Source organism: Streptomyces echinatus, assembly GCF_014203595.1.
Lineage (GTDB): Bacteria > Actinomycetota > Actinomycetes > Streptomycetales > Streptomycetaceae > Streptomyces > Streptomyces echinatus.
The window spans coordinates 37,570-59,990 of sequence record NZ_JACHJK010000025.1 but is presented as its reverse complement, the minus strand read 5'-3'; the positions used below and the strand labels follow the sequence as shown (position 1 = coordinate 59,990).

The following is a 22,421-nucleotide window of genomic DNA, read 5'->3' as shown; positions in this document are numbered from 1 at the left end:
GATCCCACTCCGCATTCGTCAGGTCACCACGTCCCATGCAGCCAGCCTGCCCCCAACGCCCCACTCACGCAGGGAGATCCGAGAAACAGCGCCTAAACCCGGGAACGCCTCTGGATCACCCTGCGCACCGTCTTCCCAAGGGCACGAGAGGCTTCGTCGTCCTGCCCCACCGTCGACCCGAATCGGGGCCTCCATGCCCCGCTCGCCGAGCCATTCCAAAATGAGCGGCGTCGCGTCCTCAGCACCGTTGTCGGGATCGAGAAGAACAAGCTTGGCTCAAGCTACGAACAGGACTCAGGTGGACGGCGTGGGGCACACGGGGCCGACTGAGGAGTCCGGAAGGTACACCTTCCGTTCCTCAGCGGTGAGGTCTCGGTTGACGGCGCGACAGATTTTATCGATTGCTGCGGAAGGCTGGACGAAGGCGGTGTCCCACAGCCGTACGGTGTGATCTTTGCTTCCGCTGGCGATGGTCTTCCCGTCAGGACTGAGCGCCACGGACCACACCTCGTCCGTATGGCCCGTCAAGGTGGTGCGGCTCCTGTGTTTGGCCACGTCCCACAACCGCACCGTGTGATCGTAGCTTCCGCTGGCGATCGTCTTCCCGTCAGGGCTGAACGCCACTGACGCCACCGGCCCGGTGTGGCCCGTCAAGGCGGTAATAGTCCTGTGGGTGGCCACGTTCCACAACCGCACGGTGTGATCGTAGCTGCCAGTGGCGAGGGTCTTTCCGTCAGGGCTGAAGGCCACTGACTTCACCGGGCCGTCGTGACCGGTCAGGGTGACAGGTTCCGAGTCGGTAGCCAAGCGCCACAGCAAAACGCTGTCGTCGAACAGGCCGACGGCCACGTAGTGTCCGTCCGGGCTGAACGCCACCGAATAGACCTGGTCGGTCTGGGGCAGCTCACCGAGGGAAGCCCCTGTGGCCACATCCCAGCCCCGCACATTCCCGTCGAGGCCGCCAGCCAGGAGCATCTTCCCGTCTGGGCTGAACGCCACCGCGGTCACCTCGTCAGTGGGGCCGGACAACGTGGTGCGGGTCTTTCCGGTGGCTACGTCCCGCAGCCGCACCGTCTGGTCGCTGCTTCCGCTGGCGATGGTATTCCCGTCAGGACTGAACGCCACCGACCTCACCCAGCCCGTATACCCCCTCAAGACGGTGCGAATTTTGCCGGTGGCGACGTCCCACAGCCGCGCCGTTTGGTCGCTGCTGCTGGTTGCGAGGGTTTTTCCGTCGGGACTGAACGCCACCGAATAGATCCAACCCGCATGGCCGGTCAACGTGGTGCGGGACTTGCCCGTGGCCACGTCCCACAACCGCACGGTGGAGTCTCTGCTGCTCGTGGCCAGAGTCTTGCCGTCCTGGCTGAACGCCACCGCCCGCACCTCCTGGGTGTGGCCGGTCAGCGTGGTCTGGGTTCTGCCGGTGGCCACGTCCCACAGCCGCACCGTCTGGTCGCTGCTGCCAGTGGCGAGAGTCTTCCCGTCAGGACTGAACGCCACCGACATCACCAAGTCCGTATGCCCCGTCAAGGTGGAGCGGTTCTTGCGTTCGGCCACGTCCCACAACCGCACAGACTGGTCGGCGCTGCCAGTCGCGAGGGTTTCTCCATCGGGGCTGAAAGCCACTGAGAAGACGGTGTTCTCGTGACCGGTCAAAGCGGCACGGAACCGGCCTGTTGCCACGTCCCACAACCGCACGGTGGCGTCTGTGCTGCCAGTGGCGACAGTCTTCCCGTCAGGGCTGAACGCCACCGTGTACACCTCTGACTCATGACCGGTCAAGGTAGCCCGGAACTTGCTGCTTTCCACGTCCCACAGCCGCACGGTCTTGTCGTCGCTGGCGCTGGCGACGGTCGTCCCGTCGGGGCTGAACGCCACTGCCTCCACTGCCGCCTTGTGGCCCCTGAAGGTGGCGATGGGCCTGTGAGTGGCTACGTTCCACAGCCGCACGGTCTTGTCGTCGCCGGCGCCGGCGACGGTCTTCCCGTCCGGGCTGAACGCCACTCCCTCCACCGGGCCTTGCTGGCCCTCTAAAGTGACACTGTTCCTTCCGCTTGCCGTATCCCACAGCCGTACCGTGTTGTCGGCGCTGGCGCTGGCGACGGTCTTTCCATCTGGGCTGAACGCCACGCCGTTCACCCAGCTCGTGTGGCCGACCAGCCGCCTCTTCAGCGGCAGCGCCGCAACCCTCTGCAGAGTCTCGACAGCCTCCGGAGTGGGGCTGGTGCGGTAGGCCTCGATAGCCAAGAGCGCGGCCACGTCGGAGTTTCCGCTGATGAGCGTCGCAGAGGTTGCCGCCAGCTGCCGCGACAGCGCCGCCTGCCGTTCCTCCGCGACCCTGTGCCATTGCCACACAGCGCCTCCCGCCGCGAGGAGGGCGAGAACCAGCAGAGTGGCCAGCACCGCGTTCAGACGTTTGCTGCGTCGGATGACGGACTGTTGGCGCTCGTGGCTGGCCGCGAGGAATGCGGTGATGTCGGCTGGCAGATGGCGCTGCTGGGACCAGTCGAGTCCTTCGGCGAGCGCTGTGCCCCCGAGCAGGTCTCCTGGATCGCGCGTCTCGACCCAGCGGGCCCGCTGCTCGCGCGTGTGGTCGAGCCACTCGTGGAAGCGGTGGTCCTGTCCCACCCAGTCACGCAGAGTGCTCCAGTCCCGGATCAGCGCCTCGTGGATGAGTTCGGCCACCGGGAGCGCGGGAGGGGTCTCAGGAGGCCCCGACGCACTGGGCGTATGCGTGGTGATGATGCGCTGCCGGGTGAGCACCGCGAGAACTTCGTCGATGACCCGGTCGCTCCCGGGGCCGCCGTGGGGGTCCGCGGCCAGTTCGCGCAGTTCCTGAAGGGGAACCTGGGCCCGGATGGCGGGAATGTGATGGTCGGGATCGGCGGGCCGGACTAGCGCGGTGAGGGTGCGCTGCGCGATGGGCTGGTGCCCCGGGGGCAGCTGGTCCAGGGCGGTGTCGCACCATGTGGTCAGGCTGCCGGCGACACCGCCGATGCGCCGGTAGGCGTCATGGGTGAGGCATCCGTCCTGACGTCGCTTCCACAACTCGCTGAGCGTCAGCTCCAGCAGTGGCAACACGGTCACCGGCACCCGGCGGACGAGGGTGCCCTCGGGGCTGGTGGCCAGGACATCGGCGATGATGCGCTCTGGCAGCCCGGACTCCAGGCAGGCGCCCACGTCTTCGGCGGGCAGGGTGATGATGTCATGCAGGTCGTGCTCGCTCAGGGTTCCCGGCATGTTCAGGAGTCCCGGCATCGCGGCCTCCAGCAACCGGGGCGCGAGGGCGGCCTGCTGCGGGTAGAAGTCGTCGCGCATGACCAGGATCACGCTGAGCCGGGCGTGCGACTTGACCGCGGTGGTGAGCTGGTCGGTGGCGGCAAGACGGGCGGCGAGGTGCTCCTGTCGGCGGCCGTTGTAGGGCTCGGCGAGCAGCTCTTCGAACTGGTCGATGACCAACAAGAGCCGCTCATGACCTGGTTCGGCCGCGAGCCTGCGGGTAACGGCCGCGGCGATACCAGTACTGGCGGCCCCGGGCAGTCCAGCGCGCTCCAGCTCGGCCAGCAGATCCTGTCTCGGCCGGGCGAGAACGGGCAGCCATGTGTCGCTGCCCGGCAACGCACCCGCGGCCAGAGCGGGCAGCACACCCGCCTGCACCAGGGACGACTTACCCGAGCCGGACGGTCCCAGCAACAGGGTCACCCGCTGCTGGTGAGCAAGGTTCGAAAGCACCTGCTGCAACGCGTCGTCGCGGCCCTGGAACCACTGGGCGTGTTTAGCAGTGAACGGCTCCAGCCCGCGGTACGGACATACGTCGTGCTCGGTCAGGTCGGGCCGTATCTCCCGAAGCGTCTGTGTGGGTGTGACGTAGGCGATGCCCTGTCCCCGCTCGTGCTCGTCGAGGGCGGTGATCTCGGTGACCAGGCCGATGACCAGGCCGGTCACCTCGTCCACGACCGGTGCGCCGCTGAACCCGGTGGTCAGGTCGTTCGCGGCGGTCAGCTGGAGATGCATCCCCCTGCTGTCAGTGGCCGGCAACAGATCCCCGGCCACACCGAACCCGAAGTGGCCTCCCGCCGGCGCCTGGGCAGGAAACCCGAACGAGCGGACCGCATGACCTCGGCAGCCTGCCGCCGAGCCCAACCGCAACGCCGTCACGCCCTCGACGCTGCCGCTCAACCGGATCACGGCCACGTCGTCGTCCTCCGGCGCGCGCCACGCCCCCGCCTCCACCGACCCCTCGACCTGCGGGGCACCGGGCGCATGCGGGAACGCGAGCTGCACCGTGTCACCCGGTCCTGCTCCGGCCTCGAGCATGACGTGTGCACAGGAGACGACAAGGTCCTCCGCGACCAGGAAGCCAGCCCCGACCACCTGTCCTTCCGGTCTCAGGACCTGCACAACAGCAGCGAGCAGTCCAGACGCTCCCTCGCCGTCGGCGCTCACCGTACGCATGCCGTCCACCGAATCACTCCACGCCTTCCGCAGCGCCAGGACGGCTCCGCTGCCACGTCATCGTCACCCTGGCACGGGAGCTGGCGCTGGCCTTCGTGATCATGGAACCGGCGTCCACCGCGAGGTCCGGGCCGAACTCCACCGCTGTCCTGTCGGGGCCTGTCTTCCGTAGCTCGTCGAGTGTCGCGCGCAGCCTGAGTGACCGAGCCCGGAGCCTGCCGCAGGGCTGCCGGCAGGCCATGAACGGCGTCGCGGATGCGACCGGCCTCAACCGGCCCCGCCGCCGCAGCCGGAGCCGCGGCCAGGAGGCAGCCCCCGCCCATGCGGGCCGTATACGCCAAGGCTCTTCCTTCCGGTCGGCACTAGAGCGCGCCGGAACCGTTCACTGGCCAGGGCTGGCTCCGCCGCTCCCTCGTCTTGATCGTCACCAGAGCCAGCGGATGCCGCATCCGGAGTCGCCCGTACGGATGGAAGGGCGCCTGAAGCCCGGCACGGGAACGCCGTAGGCGTCCAGCATCTTCAGGGTGCGTGTTCGGGTTCTGTCCTTCGTGCAGGGCCAGGCGTTTCTGCAGCAGGCCCTCGGCGTCCAGAAGCGGTTCCAGCACTTCGAAGTGGACGGCTCCCCGGACGTACACGGAGGAGTGGGCCACGATGCGGTCGACGAAGTCCCAGCAGCGGCTGAGCAGCTGTGAGTCCGGGCTGTCGCTCGTCAGCTGCGGCATCAGGACCGGAGTGGTCAAGCACTCGGTCAGCAGCTCGTACAACTGCACCACCGCGTCCCGGTTCGTGACGGCCGCCTGTGCCGGCTGGTCGAACAGGCCGGCGATGGAGTCGGCGGATTGCGGGATCACGCGCAGCAGGAGAGGGGGATCTCCTCGGCAGGGGTGTCGCTCATGTCTTCCTCAACGGGTGTGCGGTGGGCCGCGCCCACGGTGATCAGTGGCAGGCCCAGTCCTCGGACGTGAACGGTTCCCATGCCTCCTGTAACCCGAAAGGGGCAAAGGTGTCCTCGAACATTTCCCACGCACGCCTCAGGCGCGCACCGGCACCGGCCGGGCCGTGTTCCGGGTGAACGACTGCCCGGGCGCTGAAGATCGTCGCGGGCGACGCGACCAACCCACAGGCGAAGGGCCCGAAGATCATCGCCCATATCTGCAATGACCTCGGCGGATGGGGCAAGGGATTCATGCTGGCGATCTCGCGTCACTGGCCCGAACCGGAGCGCGAGTACCGCCGCTGGCACCGCGAGCGGGCAGGTAACGACTTCGCCCTCGGAGCAGTACAGATGGTCCGCGTCCGAGCCGACATCTGGGTCGCAAACATGGTCGCGCAGCGCGGCATGAAGGTGGGAAGCAGCGGTCCGCCCATCCGATACGACGCCGTCGAACGCTGCCTGCGGGCCGTCGCTGAGCACGCCCTTGTCAACAAGGCTTCTGTTCACATGCCCCGCCTCGGCTGCGGCCTCGCCGGCGGCAAGTGGGAACGCATCGAGCCGATCATCACCAGAACCTTGAGTGCCCGTGACATCGCCGCCACCGTCTACGACTACGAGAACACACCCATCAGTTGACCATGGACCTGCGGCCCTGTGGCCGGGCGAAGGGTCGGTCTCGTGTTGCGTGGTCGGCAGAGTTGGGCCAGGCTGCGTCCGCTACTTCCAAGTCTTCGTGGTCTCGTCCCAGTGCAGGAGTCGCCCACGAACCTCGTCGGCGGTCGGGTCGAGGTCGATGAGGGCGAGGCGGGCCTCTTCGGTGAGGTCCTCGGGAAGTTCCAGTCTCGTCCACACGCGCGAGTTCGGTACCGCCACGCCCAGGTGCCTGAGCCAGCCGGCCCATCGGAACAGGCTGATGCGGCCGAGAGCGCGCCCCACGGATTCGCCCAGTTGCTCGCCGAGCTTCGTCGCGAATGCCTCGACGAACGGCCCGAGCACCTTGAGTGCGATGAACCCGACGGCCAGTTCCGCATAGGTCGGGGATTCCATCCGACCGATGTGTATCCCGCTGCGCGCCTCCTCCTCTTCGCGGCGCTGCAGTTCACGGGCCCTCTTCTGCGACACGGCCTCAGAGCGCTGCTGCACTTCGAGGCGGATCCGGGCGTCCACCTCGCGCGGCCGGTCGGTCCTGGACCCGGTCAGAGCGAAGCTCGTCGAGTCCTGATCGTGGGCGCGAAGGACGACATCGAGCGCGAAGAGTTTGTCCTTGTACTGCCATCCTCGCGAGATGAACCGCCGCAGCTCGGATCCCGCGTCGCCGGCCTGGGTCGCGAACTCGTGAGCGCCGGCCGCCTGAGCGGCCCGGGCGGCGAGATGACACATGAGCACGGACTCGTCCAGGCGGTCGCCTCCCTTCAGGGCGAGCGCCAGGGCGTAGAGGGCGTGAGCCTGGGCCGCCTGATCGTCCGACGCCTCGGCGATCAGAACGGCACGGGTCGCTGCGTCGATGGCGTGGTCCGCGTCCGTCATGCCACCACTGTGCCGCAGCACGGACGTTCGTGGAATCGGCCTGGATCTGCCTCAGCGGGGGGCCGATCGGGGAACGACTGCCCGGCCCAGGCGTCTGACGAGCCAATCCCGGCCGGTGGCAGCCCTGTTACGGCAGTAGGTCCGATCAAGTAGGGTCCCCGTCGTGAACACCGGACCGGCGCTACGCCACGCACGGATCGGTCACCCGGTGGAGGGCTGATCGCACGGTGGGTGCAGGAAACGCACCCCCTCAGTTCGGCACGCGGACCTCCCGGCACTCGCGCACCGCGAGTCCGTTTTCCGTCTCGAACAACAACGAGGTCAGCCGAATGACAGCCACGTTCAACCACACCATCATCGCCGCCAAGGACCGCAACGAGTCGGCTTGGTTCTTCCGGGAGTTGTTGGAACTCTCAGAAGCGCCGTCCTGGGCCCGTTCACCAACATCCAGCTCACCGACGGCGTGCTGCTGCAGTTCGCCGAGCCGCCGGTGGAGATCCAGATGCAGCACTACGCGTTCTTGCTCGACGACGAACTGTTCGATCGCGCGTACCGGCGGCTGTGTGATCGCGGCATCGAGCGCTGGGCCGACCCGCAGATGTGCCGCCCGGACGAGATCAACAACGAGCACGGCGGTCGAGGCGTGTACTTCAAAGACCCCGCCGGTCACTTGATCGAGCTGATCACCCGCCCGTACCTGTAACCGATGCGGAACCTGGTCGGGCGCCCGAAACAGCGCGCCGATCAGGCGGTCAATTGGCCGGACTCCCTTTGGGGGCGGTCAGAAGCGGAACAGCTCGGCGAACCGGTCGAGGAGGGCGGGGTCGCCTTCCACGCGCACGCTGCCGTCGGCGAGCACTTCGGTAGGGGTCCTGCTGCCGCTCATCAGCTCGCGGACCGGGTGGCCGGACAGGCGCTCGACGACGAGGTCGGGATCAGGGTGGGTGCCGAAGCCGACGGTCAGTGCTCCGTCGGTGATCTGCAGGCGGATGGTGAACTCGCCCATGCGGACCTCGAAGCCGATGGTGGCGCCCGTGGCTGACTCGGGCCGGTAAGCGGTGCGGAAGGACATGGCCACCGCTTCGGCGGTGATGGCTTCGCCGGGGCGGGGCTCGGCCATGGTCCGGGCTCCCCAGCGGCCCAGTGCGACGAGTGCCGGTTCGAGGTCTCGCCCGTACTCGGTGAGCTCGTAGACGACCGCGCGCTCGGGGTGGGGCAGCGCACGACGGGTGGCCAGTCCGGCCTCTTCGAGCTGCTTGAGGCGGGTCGACAGGATGTTGGTGGGAATGGCGGGCAGCCCCCTGCGCAGGTCCGTGTAGCGCTGAGGCCCGTTGAGCAGGTCGCGAACGATCAGCATCGCCCACCGTTCACCGACCATCTCCATCGCGCGGGCCAGGCCGCAGAACTGTCGGTACTCGCGAGTCGCCATGATGCAGATTCTAGCTCAGAATTCCATTGACAAAGTGTGCTTGCAAAATGCAAGCTCACTTCTCGTTCAGATGCGGACGGTTCGCGGGCAGCTCTTCCGGGGGGATCGCATGACCGCAGGGCGCAAGGCCGCAGCAGGGCGGCCGCCCGACCGAGGACGGCGGCCTCGCCGACGGCACTGCCGAAGCCCGCTACACCCCGTCAGTCCCCCCCCCGCCCGGCCGTCGACTTCGCCCACGACCAGGAAGGACTCCTCCATGTCCCAGACGCTCGACGCGCCGACCGCTCTCGATGCGCCCCCGGCCCGGCCGGTGCCGCGGCTCCTGTCCGCCGCCGGCATCGCGGCAGGACCGCTTTTCCTCGCGGCAGGCGTGGCCCAGGGCCTGACGCGGGACGGGTTCGACTTCACCCGCAACGCTCTCAGCCAGCTCAGCCTCGGCGCCCTCGGATGGATCCAGGTCGCCGTCTTCCTTCTCACCGGCCTGCTGGTCATCGGCAGCGCGATCGCGGTACGTCGGACGCTGCGGGGCACGCCGGGCGGTACGTGGGCGCCCCGACTGCTCGCCGCGTTCGGCACCTCGTTCCTGGTCGCCGGCGTCTTCTCCGCCGATCCGGGGGCGGGGTTCCCCGCCGGCGCCCCCGAGGAACGGGTCACCTCGCTGAGTGCGCACGGCACCGTCCACCTGTTGGCCGGTACGGCCGGTTACCTCGCGCTGTGCGCCGCGTTCCTCGTGCTCGCACGGCACTTCACTGTCCGTGGGCAGCGAGGCTGGGCACTCGCCTCCCGCCTCGTGCCGGTCGGGGTTCTCGCCGGATTCGCCGCCTCCGCCACCAGCGTCGCCGCATTCACCGCCGGGGCAGGACTGGGCCTGCTCGGGCTCAGCGCCGTCACCGCCCGCCTGACCCTGCCCGCACGGAAGTAGCGCCCCGCTCCGCCGCCCTCAGAAACCGCACCGAGACCACCGCCGACTTACAGGAGGCTTTCGCATGACCACCCCGGTCAAGGGCCCTGCCGGCTACTTCCCCGCGATCGAGAAGAAGTACGGCCGCCCGATCGAGGAGTGGCGCGTGCTCATCCGCACCTCGCCGCTCACCACACACATGGAACTCGTCGCCTGGCTCAAGGCCGAGCACGGCCTGGGCCACGGCCACGCCAACGCGCTGGTCGCGCACACGCTGGCCGGCGCCGGCGGCTGAGCCCCTCGAACCTCCGCCTGCTCCCACCAGCTCCGCCTGCTGCGCAACCTCGGCCTGGTCACAAGCGAACGGCACGGGCGCTCGATTGTCTACGCCCTCTACGACAACCACGTCGCCGAGCTCCTTGACCAGGCCCTGTACCACGTCGAGCATCTGCGCCTGGGTGTCCGCGACGCCCCGGCCGGCCTGGCCGAGCCCGCCGTCGCCGACTGACCGGCCGACCGACCCGACCGGCCCGACCGCCTCGGCGGCGCGCGGTCGGCAGAACGTCCGGGCGACGCGGTCACCGGCCGTCCGGCGTCTTCGGAAAGGCGCCGATTGCCGGCAGGCCCAGCCGCATGCCCTCCCGCTCCCGGCGGTTCCGGCCCAGCCGGTACACGTACCGGTGCACACCGCGATGCCTCTGATTCCCTGCCTGCTCCTGGTGGCGCACCTTCTGGGCCATACGCTCCTTCGGCGCCACGCCGTTCGGCAGCAGCTTCACGGTCCGCGGCGTCCCCCGGCCCATGCAGACGGCGTTCGTGGCCTGGAGGACACCTGGGCCCGGCGGCTGGTCGAGCCCTGCGCGGGGGACGGTGTCCACGGGGCGGCCGCCGCCCGGGACGCGAACGGTCCCGGGCGACGGCCGGAGGGGCTCAGCGCGTGGTGTAGCCGCCCGTTGGCGAAGAGGATCTGGCCGGTGATCCACCAGCCCTCGGTGGCCAGGAAGGTGACGATCGGCGCGATGTCCTCGATCTTCGTCAACTGGTCTCCCGCCGCCCGGGACTTGTGGAAGGCGACCCGCTCCGGGGTCTCCTGGCCGTAGAAGAACGGGGTGACCGCCCTCTGTGAGGAGCAGTCAGCAATCTGTCAGGCGCTCGGCGGCGTCCATCTCCGCAACGGTCACTTCGCTGGGCCGGGCGTGCTCCAGCCGCCAACGAGTGATCGTTCCGTCCGGCCCTGACAACTGGCACGCGGACAGGGCGGTGTTGATGCGGTCGCGCACGACATGCTCTGCCGCGGGTTCGGTGGAGAAGAGCGTTCGTAGGAGCACCCGTTCCCCGGCCCGCTCGGCGCGCGTATGGTGCGAGGCCAGTGGGCAGGGCGGTGGGTGCTCCCAGTGCCCGCACAGTGCCACGGTGATGGCCGCCCCAGGCGCTTGCAGGTCTGCGTCCGGCTCCATCAGGATGACCGCCTCGTGGGCGAATACGCGTCGCACCGGGGCAGTATGCCGTTCCCCCGGCCGAGACCCAGGGGGATCTGGCGAATGGTCCTTGCCGTGGATGGAAGTCCTTGGAAGCGGCGGGTGCACCCACCCGGCCCTTCCGGTCACTCGGTGAGGCGGGCCGCGCTTCTGCCGACGTCGGCTTCCGCCAGTAGGCAGCGGCCGATGACGGCTGTTCAGCCATGAGGCTGTCCCCGCCGTGGCTTCGCAGCAGGGGCGAGACCGGTTCACAGCCCGCGACAGACTCCAGGAATGCGGTACATGGGCCAGCGCGGACACGACATCGGCCTCGTCCACGTGCGGGACGGCGAGGTTGTAGTTCAACACGGGCGCCATGGTGCCACTCCTTCCTGACCGACGGCGGGGACGAAGGGTGCGGGCGGACTCCGATGCCGCCGGAGTCCGCCCCCTCGGTGGTGGGGCTCGTGGCACCACGGGACCACCGTGCTTCGTCGACGGCGGAGCAGAGCGTGCCGGGCCGGCTGGTCATGCGGACGCGTGGTGACGAGGTCGTACCGGCGGCCGACGAAGCCGGGGAAGGTCGAGTAGGGCTTCCCTCTCAGCCGGTCCGTGCCACGAAGCGCCGCGTGACGGCCAGGGCCGCGGCCATGATGCTCAGCTGGGGATTCACCTCCGGACAGCCCGGCAGCACGGAACCGTCGGCGACCAGCACGCCGTGCACCCCGCGCAGCCGTCCCTCCGGGTCGGCCGGTGCCTGCTCCGGGTCGCTGCCCGCCGCCACCGTGCCCGTGGGGTGGAACGCGGAGACGTGCAGGTCGCGCACGCTCACCCGGTCGAGCAGCGCCTCCAGCTGGGCCGGGGTGCGGGCGCGCGGGAGACGGGCGACGCCGGTCAGCACCTCCTCGGCGCCGGCGGCGAACAGCAGGCGTCCCATGGCCCGCTGGGCCCGCAGCAGCCGGTCCGCGTCCCGCGCCGCCAAGCCGTAGCGCGGCAGCGGGCGGTCACGCCCGAGCACGCGGCCCGAGGGCCGGTCGGCGATCATGGCCCCCAGCGTCGCCAGCCGTTCCGTCCGCTCCAGCTCGCCCCGCAGTTCGCGGCCGACACCGGGCAGGACGAACGAACTCATGCCCGGAGGCGCCGCGGTGGCCTCGATCAGGATGCCGTCGGCGCGCAGCTGCTCCACCCCGACGCTCTGCAGGACGTTCTGCCGGCCGGTGACCGGGTGGCCGAAGCGGCCCGCGACGCTGATCGCGGGGTGCACGCTGAGGTTGTGGCCGAGCCGCGGGTGTCCGCCCAGGCCGGAGCGGCGCAGCAGCGGCGGGGTGTGGAGTGCCCCGGCGGCGACGACGACCAGGGGGCTGAGGATCTCCAGTTCGCTGCCGTCCGGGCGGCGGGCCAGCACCCCGGCGGCCCGTGGGCCGGCCGGCCCGTCGCGGTCGGTCAGGATCCGCCGTACGCGCGCGTGGGTCACGATACGGGCGCCGGCGGCGCAGGCATCGGGGAGCACGGACAGCTGGACGCTCTGTTTGGCGCCGGTGGGGCAGCCGACGACGCACTGGCAGGAGCCCCGGCAGCCCGGGGCGTTGCGCCGCAGGGGCGCGGCGGTCCAGCCGAGGGCCTCCGCCCCGGCCAGTGCGAGCAGCCCGTTGCCGCCGAGGACGTCCAGCGGCTGCGGTGCCACCCGCAGGGCGCGCTCGACCTCGTCGAGATGGCCGCCGAAGTCCTCGGCGGCGGCGAATCCGTACCGGCTCAGCCAGCGGTCGACGACCGGGCCCGGTGTGCGGTAGCAGGTACCGGAGTTGACGACGGTGGTACCGCCGACGGCCCGGCCCACGGGCAGGACCAGCGGGGGGTTCCCGACGGCGATGGTCGCGCCGCCGTCCCGGTACAGGTCGAGGAAACGGTCGAGCGGAGCCCGCCGTCCGAACGACGCGGTGGAGTGATGCGCGCCCTCCTCGACGACGACGACGCTCAGGCCCGCCGCGGCCAGTGTCCGGGCGGCCATCGCGCCGCCGGCTCCCGAGCCGACCACGACCGCGTCGGCGGTGGAGCGCGTGGGCCAGTCGGAGGAGGGCGTGCAGTCGAGCGGCGGGTCCTCGGGGGCGGACACCGGGGCCGGCGGCGCCCGGTGCAGCATCCGTTCGGTGCCGGCGGCCAGCAGGAGCGGTACCTTCAGCGCGTCCAGGAGCGGCAGCAGGGCCCGGTGCGCGGTGAGCGACGTCATGACGCGCTCCCGTTCCGCGGCGCCGAGTGAGGCGAGCCGTCTGCCGGTGCGGGCGACGGCGTAGGCGTCGATCGCGGCGGCGGCGCCGTGCACCGCCGCGCGCGCCGGAGCCGGCATGGCGGTGAGCAGGGCCGCGGCGCGCCGCGGGACGGCTTTGGTCCAGTCGGCCGTTCCGTCGTCGGCCAGGAAAGCGGCGGCAAGTCCCGTCAGGGACCGGGGGGTTCGGGTCATCGGTCGCCGACCTCCGCGTGCGCGGTGCCGGACAGCCGCCAGGTCGCCTCCGGCCGCCAGCGGCCCCACCAGCGTTCCAGGCGCACCTCCGCGTCCGCCCTCTCGCTGTTGCGGCACACGGCGCCGGAACCGTCCGGATCGGTGTAGTCGAGGGCGAGGGTCGCTCCCGGCGGCTGGGTCACCGACACCCGGATGCGGCGCAGCCCCGCGCGGCCCTCGACCCGCCAGCGAGGAAGGCCGATGTCCGCGCGGAACCGGCCTGCGCCCGCCCAGCCCACGGCCGTCCGTTCGGCCCGCCGGGGCCAGACGCGGCCGTCGCGGTACAGGCGCAGGAACACCAGCGGCGGCAGCCGGTCGAGCCCGCGCCGCATCGACACCGCGGCGACGATCTCCAGGACGTCACCGCCGCCCAGATCGGCGTGCAGCCAGGCCCAGCGGCGGGCGTTGCCGTGGCCGTAGATGCGGGCGCTCGCGCCCGGCGCGTCCGTGATCCGCAGCTCGCCGCCTGCGTGGCGGACGGTTCCGCTGTAGCGGGCCCGCGCGGCCGGCAGCATGTGCGAGGCCGGCAGCCGGGGCCGGCGCCACGACCAGCGCGGGAAGGTGTGCAGCGGCGGGCCCTGCAGCCGCTCGGTGAGCGTCCACGCGAACGGTCCGGCCGAGCCGGTGAGGCGGCCGGGCGTGACCCGGGTCTCCCCGGCGGTGAAGCCGTGGGCCGGGCCGGTCCAGGGGGTGGGTCCGAAGCGGGCGTGCTCGGGCGGGCCGTCCTTGGGGAACACGGCGAACCAGCCGTGTGCGTAGGCGGGTTCGCCGTCGTGCGGGGCGACCACCTCGTGGTGCAGCCAGATGCCGCTGCCCGTCGCCGGATCGGTCAGGGTGGTGTACCAGACCTCCGTCCTGCCCGGTGTGCCGTCCCAGCGCGGGGCCAGGTGCCGGCCGGCGTCGGGCTCGGGCGTCCGCGGGAACCGGAAGCCGGCGAGGAAGGGGCCGAGGCCGGTGGCGAGCGGGAAGCGCAGCGTGCCCTCGCCGACGCGTTCGCCGTCCTCGTACAGCGTGTACGGCAGTACGGTCATCGAGGTCAGCGGGCGCCTGAACGACACCGACTTCCAGCCGTCCAGCTGCAGACGCCGGCCCTCCAGGACGAAGCCGAGCCGGTAGCGGATCCTGCGGCGCGCCAGCGGCGAGATCTCCAACTCGCCCTCGGCCTCCGGGTCGTCGGCCCGCCCGGCTATCCGGACGCGGCCCGTCAGCCGCGCCAGGGTCGTGCGATGGGGCAGCAACAGGCTGTCGGCGCGGGCCTGGAGGTCCAGCCGCACCGGGCGGTCGGCCGTCTCCCCGGCCAGGCGGACCCGGCCCAGCATCGTCTCCCGGAACAGCGTTCCGCGGGCGGTCACCGGGCGTCTCCCCGGCGTCCGCCGGAGCGGGCGAGCCCTTCGAGCATCAGGCGTTCCGTCGTCGACAGGTAGTCTCCCGCGGCGGTGCGCGCGGCTTCCGGGTCGCCGGCCGTGACGGCCTCGACCACCGGCGCCAGGCGGTCGTGCGCGGTCCGCGCGTCCTCGAAGGGACCGGCCAGCGCGGCGCGCACCGGCAGGTAGGCGTTGAACAGGGTGTTGGTCAGCAGCACGTACACCCGGTTGCCGGTGGCACGGGCCAGGGCCCGGTGCACCTCGGCGTCCGCCAGCTGTGCCGGGTCGCCGCCGGCCGCCTCTCCCACGGCCACCAGCAGCCGGCGCAGCTCGCCGACGTGCGCCGGTGTGGCGCGGGCCGCGGCGCGCTCCGCGATCAACGCACCGATGCTGCGGCGGACTTCGAAGATCTCGCCGATCCAGTCCGGGCTGTGCCGGACCAGCATGGGCAGGAGATCGGCCCCGCCCAGGCGCAGGAAGTCCCGTACGCGCGTGCCCACTCCGTGGCGCGTCTCCAGCAGACCGGACTGCGCCAGCCGGCCGAAGGCGTGCTTGAGCGTGGTGCGGGTGACCCCGAACCCGTCGGCGAGTTCGCGTTCGGGCGGCAGATAGGTCCCGGCAGGATGACGCCCGGCGAGGATGTCCTCGCGGAGCTTCTTCTCCAGCACGTCGACGATCGTCTCGCGTGGCAGTGCTTCCACCCAGGCCTCCAACGACATAGTGGTTCAGTGGCTCAGCCACTCAACCAACAGGACTCCGCGGAGTCAATGGCCCTGGCGGAACATGCCGTTGAGTGGAGCAATGCCGGTGTGCCGTGGTGGAGCGCACCAGGCTGGGAGTCTTGTCGAGTCGCTGTCACAGGAGTCCGGGTGCGAAGACCACGGGTGCCGAAGTCCGGCCGTACCGGTCGAGAGGCGGAGGGCGGCGCCGGCGCGCGGACGGGGTTGCCGGCGCCGCCCGCGTGGATGCGCTGGCTCCCGGTCCTGTACGTGGCGGGTGTACTGCTGCTGGAACCCGTGACGCCCGTGGAGTGGCCGGTGAGCTTCGTGCTGATCGCCCTGCCGCTGGTGACCGCGTTCGCCCACGGGCCCGTCGCCGTCGCCGGCGCCACGGTGTTCGGGGTCTTCATGGAGGGGATCCTGGCCGGAACCCCGTGCTGTGCCGGCCGGCCGGTCGGCTACCTGTGGGAGCGCTACTACGTGGCCGCCTACTTCTGCACCGGTCTGGTGGGCGTCCTCGGCACCATCCTGGCCGCGCATCGCATCCGCCGGGAGCGCACGCTGGCCGACGTGCGCTTCGTGGCCGACATCGCGCAGCGGGTCCTGCTCAGACCGGTGCCCCACCGGATCGGCGATCTCCTCCTGGAGAGCCTCTACCTCGCCGCCGCCGCGGAGGCCCGCATCGGCGGCGACCTCTACGAGGCCGTCCCCACGCCGTACGGGGTGCGGCTGCTCATCGGAGACGTCCGTGGCAAGGGACTGCTCGCCGTGGAGACCGCCGCGGCCCTGCTCGGCGCGTTCCGTGAGGCGGCGCACGACGAACCCGCGCTGCCCGACCTGGCGGACCGGGTCGAGACGAGCATGACCCGCAGGGCGACGCAGCTGGGCGGGTACGAGGCCGGCGAGCGGTTCGTCACCGCGGTCTTCGTCGAGGTCCCCGCCGGGGCCAAGCTGATCCGCGTCGTCAACTGCGGCCATCCGCCCCCGGTCCTGATCCGGTCGGGCGAGGTGCGTGAACTGGACAGCGGACGTTCGGCTCCGCCGCTGAACCTGGGCATACTGCTCGGGGAGCCGTACCACGTCGACACGTACGCCTTCCGCCCCGGCGACCAGCTGCTGCTGTACACGGACGGCATCTCGGAGACCCGTGGCCCGGGCGGCTCCTTCTACCCCCTGCTCCAGCGCCTGCGTTCCTGGCGGTCCCTGCCGTCGCAGGGTCTGCTGGAACGGCTTCACCACGACCTGATGGACTACAGTGGCGACCGTCTGCAGGACGACATCGCGGCGCTGGCCGTCTGGCGCCCCGCCGACGGGGTTGCCGTGCCGCCTCCGTCGCCGGCCGGATGAGCCCGGCCGGCGACACGGACGAAGGCGGCCTTCCGGCGGATCAGAAGGCCGTGTGGGCGAACCAGCGGTCGAGGACCGCGACCTCCCCGGTGACGTCGAAGACGGGCTCCTGGTAGGACCGTCGCCCGTAGAGCAGCAGCAGAAGATCCGCCGCCCGTCCGCGCACCGTCACCGTGTCCGGCCCGGACGCGGTGTCGCCGCCGGTGCGCGGCAGCGGCCGGAAACCGTCCGGGTCCAGCCGCACCCGCCACTCCTCGCCGGTTGCCGCGCCGGAGTCCGTGCACCGGAACGCGACGGTCTCGCCGTCGCCGCGCAGCTTGGCCACATCCGGAGCGAAGAGCCCCGCGTAGGGCAGGTTGACCAGGAACTCGTCCACCCCGTCCGCGGCCAGCACGGGGTCCACGTCCGTCTCCCGGCCCACGGCGCGTTCCGCGTCCGCCCGGTGCACCAGCGTCTCGAAGAGCATCCGGCGGGCCCAGAACCGTGCGTGCTGGTCCTCGCCCCAGGCCCACATCGGCGCGTCGGGATCGGTGTCCCGCAGCACGGCCGCCACTTCGGGCACCCCGGCCAGCACCCAGCCGGCGTAGTCCCGCGCGTGGTCGGGCAGGCCCAGCCGCACCTCCCTGCTGCGGGGAGGCTCCTGCACCCGCCGCGTCAGCAGCGCGCAGAACCAGCGCTGCAGCGCTCCCACGTGCTGGGTGAGATCGGCCAGCGTCCAGTCGGGACAGGAGGTACGGCGCCCGTGTGGTCGGCGCCGCCGACGGTCTCGGCGAAGCGGCGGGTCTCCCGCTCGATCGCCTCGCGGTAGGTGTCGTAGGGCAGCGGGTGCCCCGCTCCGCTCGTCGTCGCCATCTGGTGCCGCCGTTCTTTCCTCGGCCTGGATCTCCGTCGGGATCAGTGTGGGGGCTGGAGTCCACTCGAAGGCAAATCGACGTGTCGTGTCCGCGGGGTGGGGGCGGACACGACGTCGGGCGGGCGGTCAGGGCTGCGCCGACAGCCGGAAACTCTGGGCGGCGGAGCCGTCACAGGTCCGCTGGACGAGCTGGACGCCGTTGGTGGCGGCACCGGCCGCCGTCAGGCACTTTCCGCTGTGCCGGGCGGTGAGCCGGTACTGCCCGTCGGCCTCGCGCACCGGCAGCCACTGCTGATTGGTGCCTCCGCCGTAGGACCACAGCTGCACCGGAGCGCCGTCGGCCGTGGAGCGGTCGGCCACGTCGAGGACCTGCTGCGGATTGCCGCGGGCGGCGATGCGCCGGTAGCCGCTGTCGGTGGACCGGAACTGGAACTGCTGTGCCGCGGTCGCGTTGCAGGTGTACTGCTGGACGACCGTCCCGTCGGCGGTGCCGGCCGCGCGGGCGTCGACGCACGTTCCGTTTCCCTTGTTGCGCACGGTGTACCAGGAGGTCTCGGAGATGCCGTCCGACGGCGGCTGGGAGGCCGGTGCACCGCCCAGCCACTTCAGCCCGTCCAGGAGGAACCGGTTCTGGGTCGCGCTCGCGAAGGAGGAGGACAGCGCCGTGTCGGTGTCGTAGTCCATCGCGTTGTGGCCGAAGTTCGCGTACAGCATGCGGTACTTGGTGTTGGTCCACAGGATCGGGTAGTAGCCGCCGTACCACGTCTGGTTCGGGTCGGTGCCGAGCGGGAAGCTGCTGGGGTCGACGGAGGCCAGGATCCTGATGTCGGGGTTCTGGCGCAGGTCGTTGGACCAGCTGTACCACTCGCTGACCGAGGACGTGAACGTGGCGGGCAGGTTGCTTGTCGACGGGTGGGTGCGGTCCTCCACCCGCAGCACGGCCGTGGTCGGCCCCCAGGTGTTCGACCGGAAGTTCCCGCTGCCCAGGAACTGGTCGTGATACCACGGCCAGCTCCGCGCGTCGGTGGTGAAGGCCGACACGTGGAAGCCCATCCATGCCCCGCCGTTGCGCATGTACCGCTCGAAGCCCGCTCGCTGGGCGGCCGACTGGGGCAGATCGTCGAGGAAGAGGACGACCTGGTAGCTGCTGACACCGCCGTCGGCGAGGAGGTCCCAGTTGTCGCTGGCGGTGTAGGTGAAGCCGTTGGCGGCCGCCTGCCGGGGGAACCAGGCGTTGGCTTCGTGGACGAAGCTGATGTGGGCGGCGTCCCAGGTGCCGTTGTACAGCGCCAGGACCCTGAACGGCTGCGCGGTCGCGGCGGCCCGTGCGGGCGGCTGCGCCACCAGGCTCGCCAGCACCGCGAGCAGGCATGCGAGCCACAGGGGGACGCGCGCCGCACCAGATCTCACCTGTTGCATCCGATGTTCCCTTCTTGGCCGGCCTCGGGAGGAGGCCGGGTGGGGGGGAGGGGGAGGGGCCCGGAAGACGTTCACGTACTTGACCGTGAGGCGTATGTGTAGAAGCCGCTGGCCCGTGAACCTAAAGGTCCGGACCAGACCCGTCAAGAGGTGACGTCGGGAACGCCCGTCATCGGAAGGTGAGTTGAGTACTTGTAGGGACCGTGTCCGTCGGATCCGCTCAGCCGGGCTCGACGGCCAGCGCGTCGACCACGGCCTGGAGGCTGCCTCCGTGGTGTTCCGCGACGCGCCGCTGCAGCGAGGAGCCGCTTCCCCCGTGCTGGACAGCGCCGAGCCAGTCGCTCACCCACCGGTCGTCGCCGTAGCTGCTGAGCTGCGGCTCGACCCGCTTCCACAGCTCCTCGACCAGGCGGCCGACGGCCGTGGGGGTGTGGTCGCGGGTGTGGGTGGCGGGCAGCGTGCAGGCCGTCCCGTGCCGGGCGGCCTGCCAGCACGCCGCCCGCAGCAGCGGATCGGGGACCTCGGGCGCGGGCTCACCGGCGCGTACCGCCTCCACGGCACCGCCGACGAGGGCGCGGACGAGGAGCGCGTAGGCGGTCGTGGCCGCGGCGTCGGGCAGCACGTCCGCGACGCGCACCTCGATGGTGGGCAGGTGCGGTGAGGGCCGGACATGCCAGTAGATCATCCCCGGGTCCATCGCCGCTCCGGTGGCGATGAGCCGGCCGACGATCCGGTCGTAGTGCGCCGCGCCCCGCAGGTGGGGCGGGGGACCCGCCGAGGGCCACCGGCTCCAGAGCATGGTGCGCCAGCTCTCGTAGCCGGTGTCCGTCCCGTCGCTGAAGGGGGAGTTGCCGGTGAGGGCGAGCAACAGGGGCATCCAGCCCCGCAGATGGTTGACCGCCCGCACGGCCTCGTCGCGGTCCGCCACGCCGACGTGCACGTGACAGGCGTTCACCCCCTGGTCCTGGATCAACGGTCCGAAGCTCCGTGCGAAGGCGCGGTAGCGCGGCTTGTCCGCGAGGGGCGGCGGCCCGGGCCGGCCGAGGACCGCGGTGCCGCTGGGCACCAGCAGGCAGTCGTGCTCGGCCGCGGCAGTGGCCGCGCCTCTCCGCAACCGGCCGATCTCCGCCTCCAGTTCGGCGGCGGTGCGGCACACCGCGCTGACGGTCTCCACCTGAGCCTGCGAGACCTCCGCGGTGACATGGGAGGCCCCGAGGTGGCCGAGCGCGGCACGCACCACGGAGGGGGCTCGGTACACGGCCGCCCTGCTGTGCCGTTCGGCCAGGATGAACTCCTCCTCCACGCCGACCGTCGGTGGTGCGGTCACCTCGGCCGGGAACATGGGCGCACCGGCGGCGGCAGGGGTCACGGCATCAAGCGGCTCTGGCACGTCCAGCCCTTTCGGAAGACTGAGGACACCGGCATCCACGTGCGGTGGGCTCTGTGCGGCCCGCGTTCACCACTGTCGACTGGCGCGCTCGGGGGCATGGACCACCCCCTGTCGAACACTGGGTGGGAGCATGCTCGTCCCGCGCCGGGGGCCCTGCAAGCGGGTACCCGGTCACCATCGGTCCGCGCCGACCGGCGGTTGTCCGCCAGGCGGGCGCGGAAGCACCGGCCCCGGCGCGGGCGGGCGGGGGTCCGGCGGCCGTCGCGGACGGCGGGTGGGACGGGGTGGGCAGGCGGTGCTCCGGGGAGAAGTGCTCTCCATGGCCGAAAGCGGGACGAGAACCCGCGCCGCCGGCCGCCGCACGCTCCGAGCCGCACCTCCCGTCCGGCGCCGCTTTCCCGCACGGCGAGGCTCTCCGGGCCCCCGCCGCGCCGCTTTCCCGCTGGGCGAGGTTTTCCGGGCCCCGCCGCGCCGGTCTCCGCACGGCGAGGCTCTCCGGGCCCCGCCGCCGGGCGTCCCGCCGATCCGCTCCACCACGCGCCGCGCGCCCCGCACTCGCGGCCGGCCCCCGTCCATGCCCCGGACCACGGTCGGGACGGGGTGGAGAGCGGGCGACGGGTGTGGTGCGGGCCCCGCCCGATCGCGGTCCTGGCAAGATGGCGCCATGGAACGTGTGCTTGGTATCGGCGGATACTTCCTGCGGGCGGCGGACCCGGCGGCCCTGAGCGCCTGGTACCGCGACTGCCTGGGCCTGGACGCCGACGAGAACGGTCTGTGGCGTCAGGAGCCCGGGCCGACGGTGTTCGCGGCGTTCGAGTCCGGGACCGACTACTTCGGGTCCCGCGGCCAGCAGACCATGCTCAACTTCCGCGTCCGCGACCTGGACGCGATGCTCGCGCAGCTGCGCGCCAAGGGAGCGGACGTGGCCCCGGAGACCCAGGACATGGACGGTGTCGGCCGATTCGGCTGGGTCACCGACCCCGAGGGCAACCGGCTCGAACTGTGGGAACCCGCCACGCCGACGGCGCCGTGAGCCGGGGCCGGCGGCCGGGAGCCGTCGGCCCCGTCGAGGGTGTTCAGAGGGACGTGAAGGGCTGGTGGTCGGCCAGGGCGAGGGCGCGGACGAAATCGGCCAGGCGCACGGCCGTGCGAGCGAGCAAGCGGGGAAGCGGGCGGGTCCGGGTGTCGTAGGCCACCGTCCACAGCGCGGGTATGTGATTCATGGCCGCAGCGTGCGGCGCCGGCCGCGTGGTGCGGCCCATCGTGGACGGTCCTGGACGCCGCGCACGGACCCGGGGCGGCGCCGGGTCCCCTTCGCGGGACGGTCTTCGCCGCACGGTGCCCGCGCAGTATCTTGGAATCACGATTCCAAGATGGCGGGTGGCGCATGCCGGACATCAAGCACTTCGATCCTGACGAGACCCTGGACACGGTGGTGCGGCTGTTCTGGCGGCGGGGCGTGGCCACCACCGGCGTCCAGGACATCGTGACCGCGACCGGCCTCAACCGCTCCAGCCTGTACGCCACCTTCGGCGGCAAGCAGGAGCTGTACCTCGCCGCGCTGCACCGCTATCGGGAGCGGCGGTCACGGCCGATGTTCCGCCGGCTGGCGGAGGGCGACCGCGGCCTGCCGGCGGTCGCCGAGTTCTTCGACAGCCTGATCACGGTGCGGTGTTCGGGCGAGTACGCCCGCTGGGGCTGTATGGTCGCCAACGCCCACGCCGGCGCGGAGAACGGCGACCCGGACGTCCGCGCCGTACTCGACCGGCATCACCAGGAGCTGCGGGACGCGCTGCACACGGCGCTCACCGCGGCTGAGACGCGGGGGCAACTGGCGGCGGGAACCGACCCGGAGGCCGCCGCGGACCTGCTGGCCCTGCTCGCCTACGGCGTGAACCTGCGTTCCCGTGCGGGCGCCGACGCACAGGCGCTGCGCCGGACCGTGACCGCGGCGCTCGACTCCATCGGACGATCGCCCCTCGCCTGACACGGCCACGAGGCGAGCCCCGGCCCGGCGCGTCGGCGCTGGACCGGGGCTCTTTCCGCTTGAAGCCGGGCCCCTCCTCGTCTAACTTGAAACGACCGTTCCAAGTTAATGGTGGCTCAGGACCTCATGGGGAGGATGT

The 22,421-nt window shown here is 71.4% G+C and carries 23 protein-coding genes and 2 pseudogenes; 8 read left to right on the top strand and 17 right to left on the bottom strand.

The features are described 5' to 3' along the window. Window positions 1-294: 294 nt before the first annotated feature. From FHS34_RS39230 to FHS34_RS43640, 4 genes are all read right to left on the bottom strand, one after another. Window positions 295-4,458, bottom strand: coding sequence for an nSTAND1 domain-containing NTPase (locus FHS34_RS39230; RefSeq protein WP_184974828.1), 4,164 nt, complete (start codon window positions 4,456-4,458; stop codon window positions 295-297). Window positions 4,459-4,471: 13 nt separating this feature from the next. Then, on the bottom strand, window positions 4,472-4,699 hold the full coding sequence (locus tag FHS34_RS42080; protein WP_225817895.1) for a CU044_2847 family protein: 228 nt from the start codon (window positions 4,697-4,699) through the stop codon (window positions 4,472-4,474). A gap of 121 nt (window positions 4,700-4,820) precedes the next feature. Continuing rightward, a complete protein-coding gene (locus FHS34_RS39225; RefSeq protein WP_184974815.1) occupies window positions 4,821-5,309 on the bottom strand; it encodes a hypothetical protein in 489 nt (162 codons plus the stop codon). Further along, window positions 5,306-5,434 carry a hypothetical protein gene (locus FHS34_RS43640; RefSeq protein WP_263978499.1) on the bottom strand — a complete coding sequence of 43 codons (129 nt, stop codon included), beginning with the start codon at window positions 5,432-5,434 and terminating at the stop codon, window positions 5,306-5,308. The genes FHS34_RS39225 and FHS34_RS43640 overlap by 4 nt, the downstream gene beginning before the upstream one ends. A 111-nt stretch (window positions 5,435-5,545) precedes the next feature. On the opposite strand from FHS34_RS43640, the gene FHS34_RS39220 reads away from it, so the two are divergent. After that, a complete protein-coding gene (locus tag FHS34_RS39220) occupies window positions 5,546-6,028 on the top strand; it encodes a macro domain-containing protein (protein ID WP_184974824.1) in 483 nt (160 codons plus the stop codon). A gap of 81 nt (window positions 6,029-6,109) precedes the next feature. Here FHS34_RS39220 and FHS34_RS39215 read toward each other — a convergent pair whose 3' ends face one another. Beyond that, on the bottom strand, window positions 6,110-6,919 hold the full coding sequence (locus FHS34_RS39215; RefSeq protein ID WP_184974812.1) for a hypothetical protein: 810 nt from the start codon (window positions 6,917-6,919) through the stop codon (window positions 6,110-6,112). Between the two features lie 329 nt (window positions 6,920-7,248). Between FHS34_RS39215 and FHS34_RS39210 the strand changes: the two are divergent. After that, window positions 7,249-7,622: pseudogene (locus tag FHS34_RS39210) on the top strand (VOC family protein). Window positions 7,623-7,700: 78 nt separating this feature from the next. On the opposite strand, the gene FHS34_RS39205 reads toward FHS34_RS39210, so the two are convergent. Further along, entirely contained in the window at window positions 7,701-8,348 is a 648-nt protein-coding gene (locus FHS34_RS39205) for a winged helix-turn-helix transcriptional regulator (protein WP_184974810.1), read from the bottom strand. A gap of 256 nt (window positions 8,349-8,604) precedes the next feature. Between FHS34_RS39205 and FHS34_RS39200 the strand changes: the two genes are divergently transcribed. The 3 genes and pseudogenes from FHS34_RS39200 to FHS34_RS39190 all read left to right on the top strand — a co-directional run. Then, a complete protein-coding gene (locus FHS34_RS39200; RefSeq protein WP_184974807.1) occupies window positions 8,605-9,270 on the top strand; it encodes a DUF998 domain-containing protein in 666 nt (221 codons plus the stop codon). A gap of 64 nt (window positions 9,271-9,334) precedes the next feature. Next, window positions 9,335-9,544 carry a DUF4287 domain-containing protein gene (locus FHS34_RS39195; protein WP_184974804.1) on the top strand — a complete coding sequence of 70 codons (210 nt, stop codon included), beginning with the start codon at window positions 9,335-9,337 and terminating at the stop codon, window positions 9,542-9,544. Between the two features lie 12 nt (window positions 9,545-9,556). Beyond that, window positions 9,557-9,757 (top strand): annotated as a pseudogene (locus FHS34_RS39190) (ArsR/SmtB family transcription factor); the annotation flags it as partial. Window positions 9,758-9,827: 70 nt separating this feature from the next. Here the strand turns inward: FHS34_RS39190 and FHS34_RS39185 are convergent. The 6 genes from FHS34_RS39185 to FHS34_RS39165 all read right to left on the bottom strand — a co-directional run bounded on the left by FHS34_RS39185 (window position 9,828) and on the right by FHS34_RS39165 (window position 15,268). Then, a complete protein-coding gene (locus tag FHS34_RS39185) occupies window positions 9,828-10,028 on the bottom strand; it encodes a hypothetical protein (RefSeq protein WP_184974802.1) in 201 nt (66 codons plus the stop codon). Next, on the bottom strand, window positions 10,025-10,288 hold the full coding sequence (locus FHS34_RS44300) for a hypothetical protein (RefSeq protein ID WP_221510027.1): 264 nt from the start codon (window positions 10,286-10,288) through the stop codon (window positions 10,025-10,027). Before FHS34_RS44300 ends, FHS34_RS39185 begins: the two co-directional genes overlap by 4 nt. Window positions 10,289-10,382: 94 nt before the next feature. Further along, window positions 10,383-10,742, bottom strand: a complete 360-nt coding sequence (locus tag FHS34_RS39180) for a hypothetical protein (RefSeq protein ID WP_184974799.1) — start codon at window positions 10,740-10,742, stop codon at window positions 10,383-10,385. A gap of 565 nt (window positions 10,743-11,307) precedes the next feature. After that, window positions 11,308-13,164: a GMC family oxidoreductase N-terminal domain-containing protein gene (locus FHS34_RS39175; protein ID WP_184974796.1), complete on the bottom strand. Its 1,857-nt coding sequence runs from the start codon at window positions 13,162-13,164 to the stop codon at window positions 11,308-11,310. Next, window positions 13,161-14,555: a tocopherol cyclase family protein gene (locus FHS34_RS39170; protein WP_184974794.1), complete on the bottom strand. Its 1,395-nt coding sequence runs from the start codon at window positions 14,553-14,555 to the stop codon at window positions 13,161-13,163. The genes FHS34_RS39175 and FHS34_RS39170 overlap by 4 nt, the downstream gene beginning before the upstream one ends. Beyond that, the gene (locus FHS34_RS39165) at window positions 14,552-15,268 is read right to left on the bottom strand and encodes a FadR/GntR family transcriptional regulator (RefSeq protein WP_184974792.1); all 717 of its coding nucleotides are present in this window, start codon (window positions 15,266-15,268) and stop codon (window positions 14,552-14,554) included. The genes FHS34_RS39170 and FHS34_RS39165 overlap by 4 nt, the downstream gene beginning before the upstream one ends. Window positions 15,269-15,436: 168 nt before the next feature. Here FHS34_RS39165 and FHS34_RS39160 point away from each other — a divergent pair, with 168 nt between their 5' ends. Next, window positions 15,437-16,633 (top strand): PP2C family protein-serine/threonine phosphatase, encoded by a 1,197-nt coding sequence (locus FHS34_RS39160; RefSeq protein WP_225817889.1) that lies wholly within the window; start codon window positions 15,437-15,439, stop codon window positions 16,631-16,633. Between the two features lie 40 nt (window positions 16,634-16,673). Here FHS34_RS39160 and FHS34_RS39155 read toward each other — a convergent pair whose 3' ends face one another. The 4 genes from FHS34_RS39155 to FHS34_RS39145 all read right to left on the bottom strand — a co-directional run bounded on the left by FHS34_RS39155 (window position 16,674) and on the right by FHS34_RS39145 (window position 20,274). Next, window positions 16,674-17,324, bottom strand: a complete 651-nt coding sequence (locus FHS34_RS39155; protein WP_308288337.1) for a maleylpyruvate isomerase family mycothiol-dependent enzyme — start codon at window positions 17,322-17,324, stop codon at window positions 16,674-16,676. Further along, complete coding sequence (locus tag FHS34_RS43120; RefSeq protein WP_225817887.1) at window positions 17,288-17,485, bottom strand: hypothetical protein; 198 nt, start codon at window positions 17,483-17,485, stop codon at window positions 17,288-17,290. Before FHS34_RS43120 ends, FHS34_RS39155 begins: the two co-directional genes overlap by 37 nt. Window positions 17,486-17,612: 127 nt before the next feature. Beyond that, on the bottom strand, window positions 17,613-18,905 hold the full coding sequence (locus FHS34_RS39150; RefSeq protein WP_184974790.1) for a ThuA domain-containing protein: 1,293 nt from the start codon (window positions 18,903-18,905) through the stop codon (window positions 17,613-17,615). A gap of 220 nt (window positions 18,906-19,125) precedes the next feature. Continuing rightward, window positions 19,126-20,274 (bottom strand): carboxylate-amine ligase, encoded by a 1,149-nt coding sequence (locus FHS34_RS39145; RefSeq protein WP_184974788.1) that lies wholly within the window; start codon window positions 20,272-20,274, stop codon window positions 19,126-19,128. Between the two features lie 685 nt (window positions 20,275-20,959). Here FHS34_RS39145 and FHS34_RS39140 point away from each other — a divergent pair. Beyond that, entirely contained in the window at window positions 20,960-21,328 is a 369-nt protein-coding gene (locus tag FHS34_RS39140; RefSeq protein WP_184974786.1) for a VOC family protein, read from the top strand. 43 nt (window positions 21,329-21,371) lie between these two features. On the opposite strand, the gene FHS34_RS39135 is transcribed toward FHS34_RS39140, so the two are convergent. Continuing rightward, window positions 21,372-21,518 carry a hypothetical protein gene (locus FHS34_RS39135; RefSeq protein ID WP_184974784.1) on the bottom strand — a complete coding sequence of 49 codons (147 nt, stop codon included), beginning with the start codon at window positions 21,516-21,518 and terminating at the stop codon, window positions 21,372-21,374. A 164-nt stretch (window positions 21,519-21,682) separates the two neighbouring features. Here FHS34_RS39135 and FHS34_RS39130 point away from each other — a divergent pair, with 164 nt between their 5' ends. After that, entirely contained in the window at window positions 21,683-22,282 is a 600-nt protein-coding gene (locus FHS34_RS39130) for a TetR/AcrR family transcriptional regulator (protein WP_184974782.1), read from the top strand. The last annotated feature ends 139 nt before the right edge of the window (window positions 22,283-22,421 follow it).

Excerpts from the sequence above, each read along its gene's own strand:
- FHS34_RS39205 (WP_184974810.1), bottom strand. The coding sequence starts at position 8,348 with ATGGCGACTCGCGAGTACCGACAGTTCTGCGGCCTGGCCCGCGCGATG.
- FHS34_RS39140 (WP_184974786.1), top strand. The coding sequence starts at position 20,960 with ATGGAACGTGTGCTTGGTATCGGCGGATACTTCCTGCGGGCGGCGGAC.
- FHS34_RS39175 (WP_184974796.1), bottom strand. The coding sequence starts at position 13,164 with ATGACCCGAACCCCCCGGTCCCTGACGGGACTTGCCGCCGCTTTCCTG.
- FHS34_RS42080 (WP_225817895.1), bottom strand. The coding sequence starts at position 4,699 with ATGGCCTGCCGGCAGCCCTGCGGCAGGCTCCGGGCTCGGTCACTCAGG.
- FHS34_RS39200 (WP_184974807.1), top strand. The coding sequence starts at position 8,605 with ATGTCCCAGACGCTCGACGCGCCGACCGCTCTCGATGCGCCCCCGGCC.
- FHS34_RS39135 (WP_184974784.1), bottom strand. The coding sequence starts at position 21,518 with ATGAATCACATACCCGCGCTGTGGACGGTGGCCTACGACACCCGGACC.
- FHS34_RS43640 (WP_263978499.1), bottom strand. The coding sequence starts at position 5,434 with ATGGGAACCGTTCACGTCCGAGGACTGGGCCTGCCACTGATCACCGTG.
- FHS34_RS39215 (WP_184974812.1), bottom strand. The coding sequence starts at position 6,919 with ATGACGGACGCGGACCACGCCATCGACGCAGCGACCCGTGCCGTTCTG.
- FHS34_RS39230 (WP_184974828.1), bottom strand. The coding sequence starts at position 4,458 with ATGCGTACGGTGAGCGCCGACGGCGAGGGAGCGTCTGGACTGCTCGCT.
- FHS34_RS39130 (WP_184974782.1), top strand. The coding sequence starts at position 21,683 with ATGCCGGACATCAAGCACTTCGATCCTGACGAGACCCTGGACACGGTG.
- FHS34_RS39195 (WP_184974804.1), top strand. The coding sequence starts at position 9,335 with ATGACCACCCCGGTCAAGGGCCCTGCCGGCTACTTCCCCGCGATCGAG.
- FHS34_RS39150 (WP_184974790.1), bottom strand. The coding sequence starts at position 18,905 with ATGCAACAGGTGAGATCTGGTGCGGCGCGCGTCCCCCTGTGGCTCGCA.
- FHS34_RS43120 (WP_225817887.1), bottom strand. The coding sequence starts at position 17,485 with ATGGCGACGACGAGCGGAGCGGGGCACCCGCTGCCCTACGACACCTAC.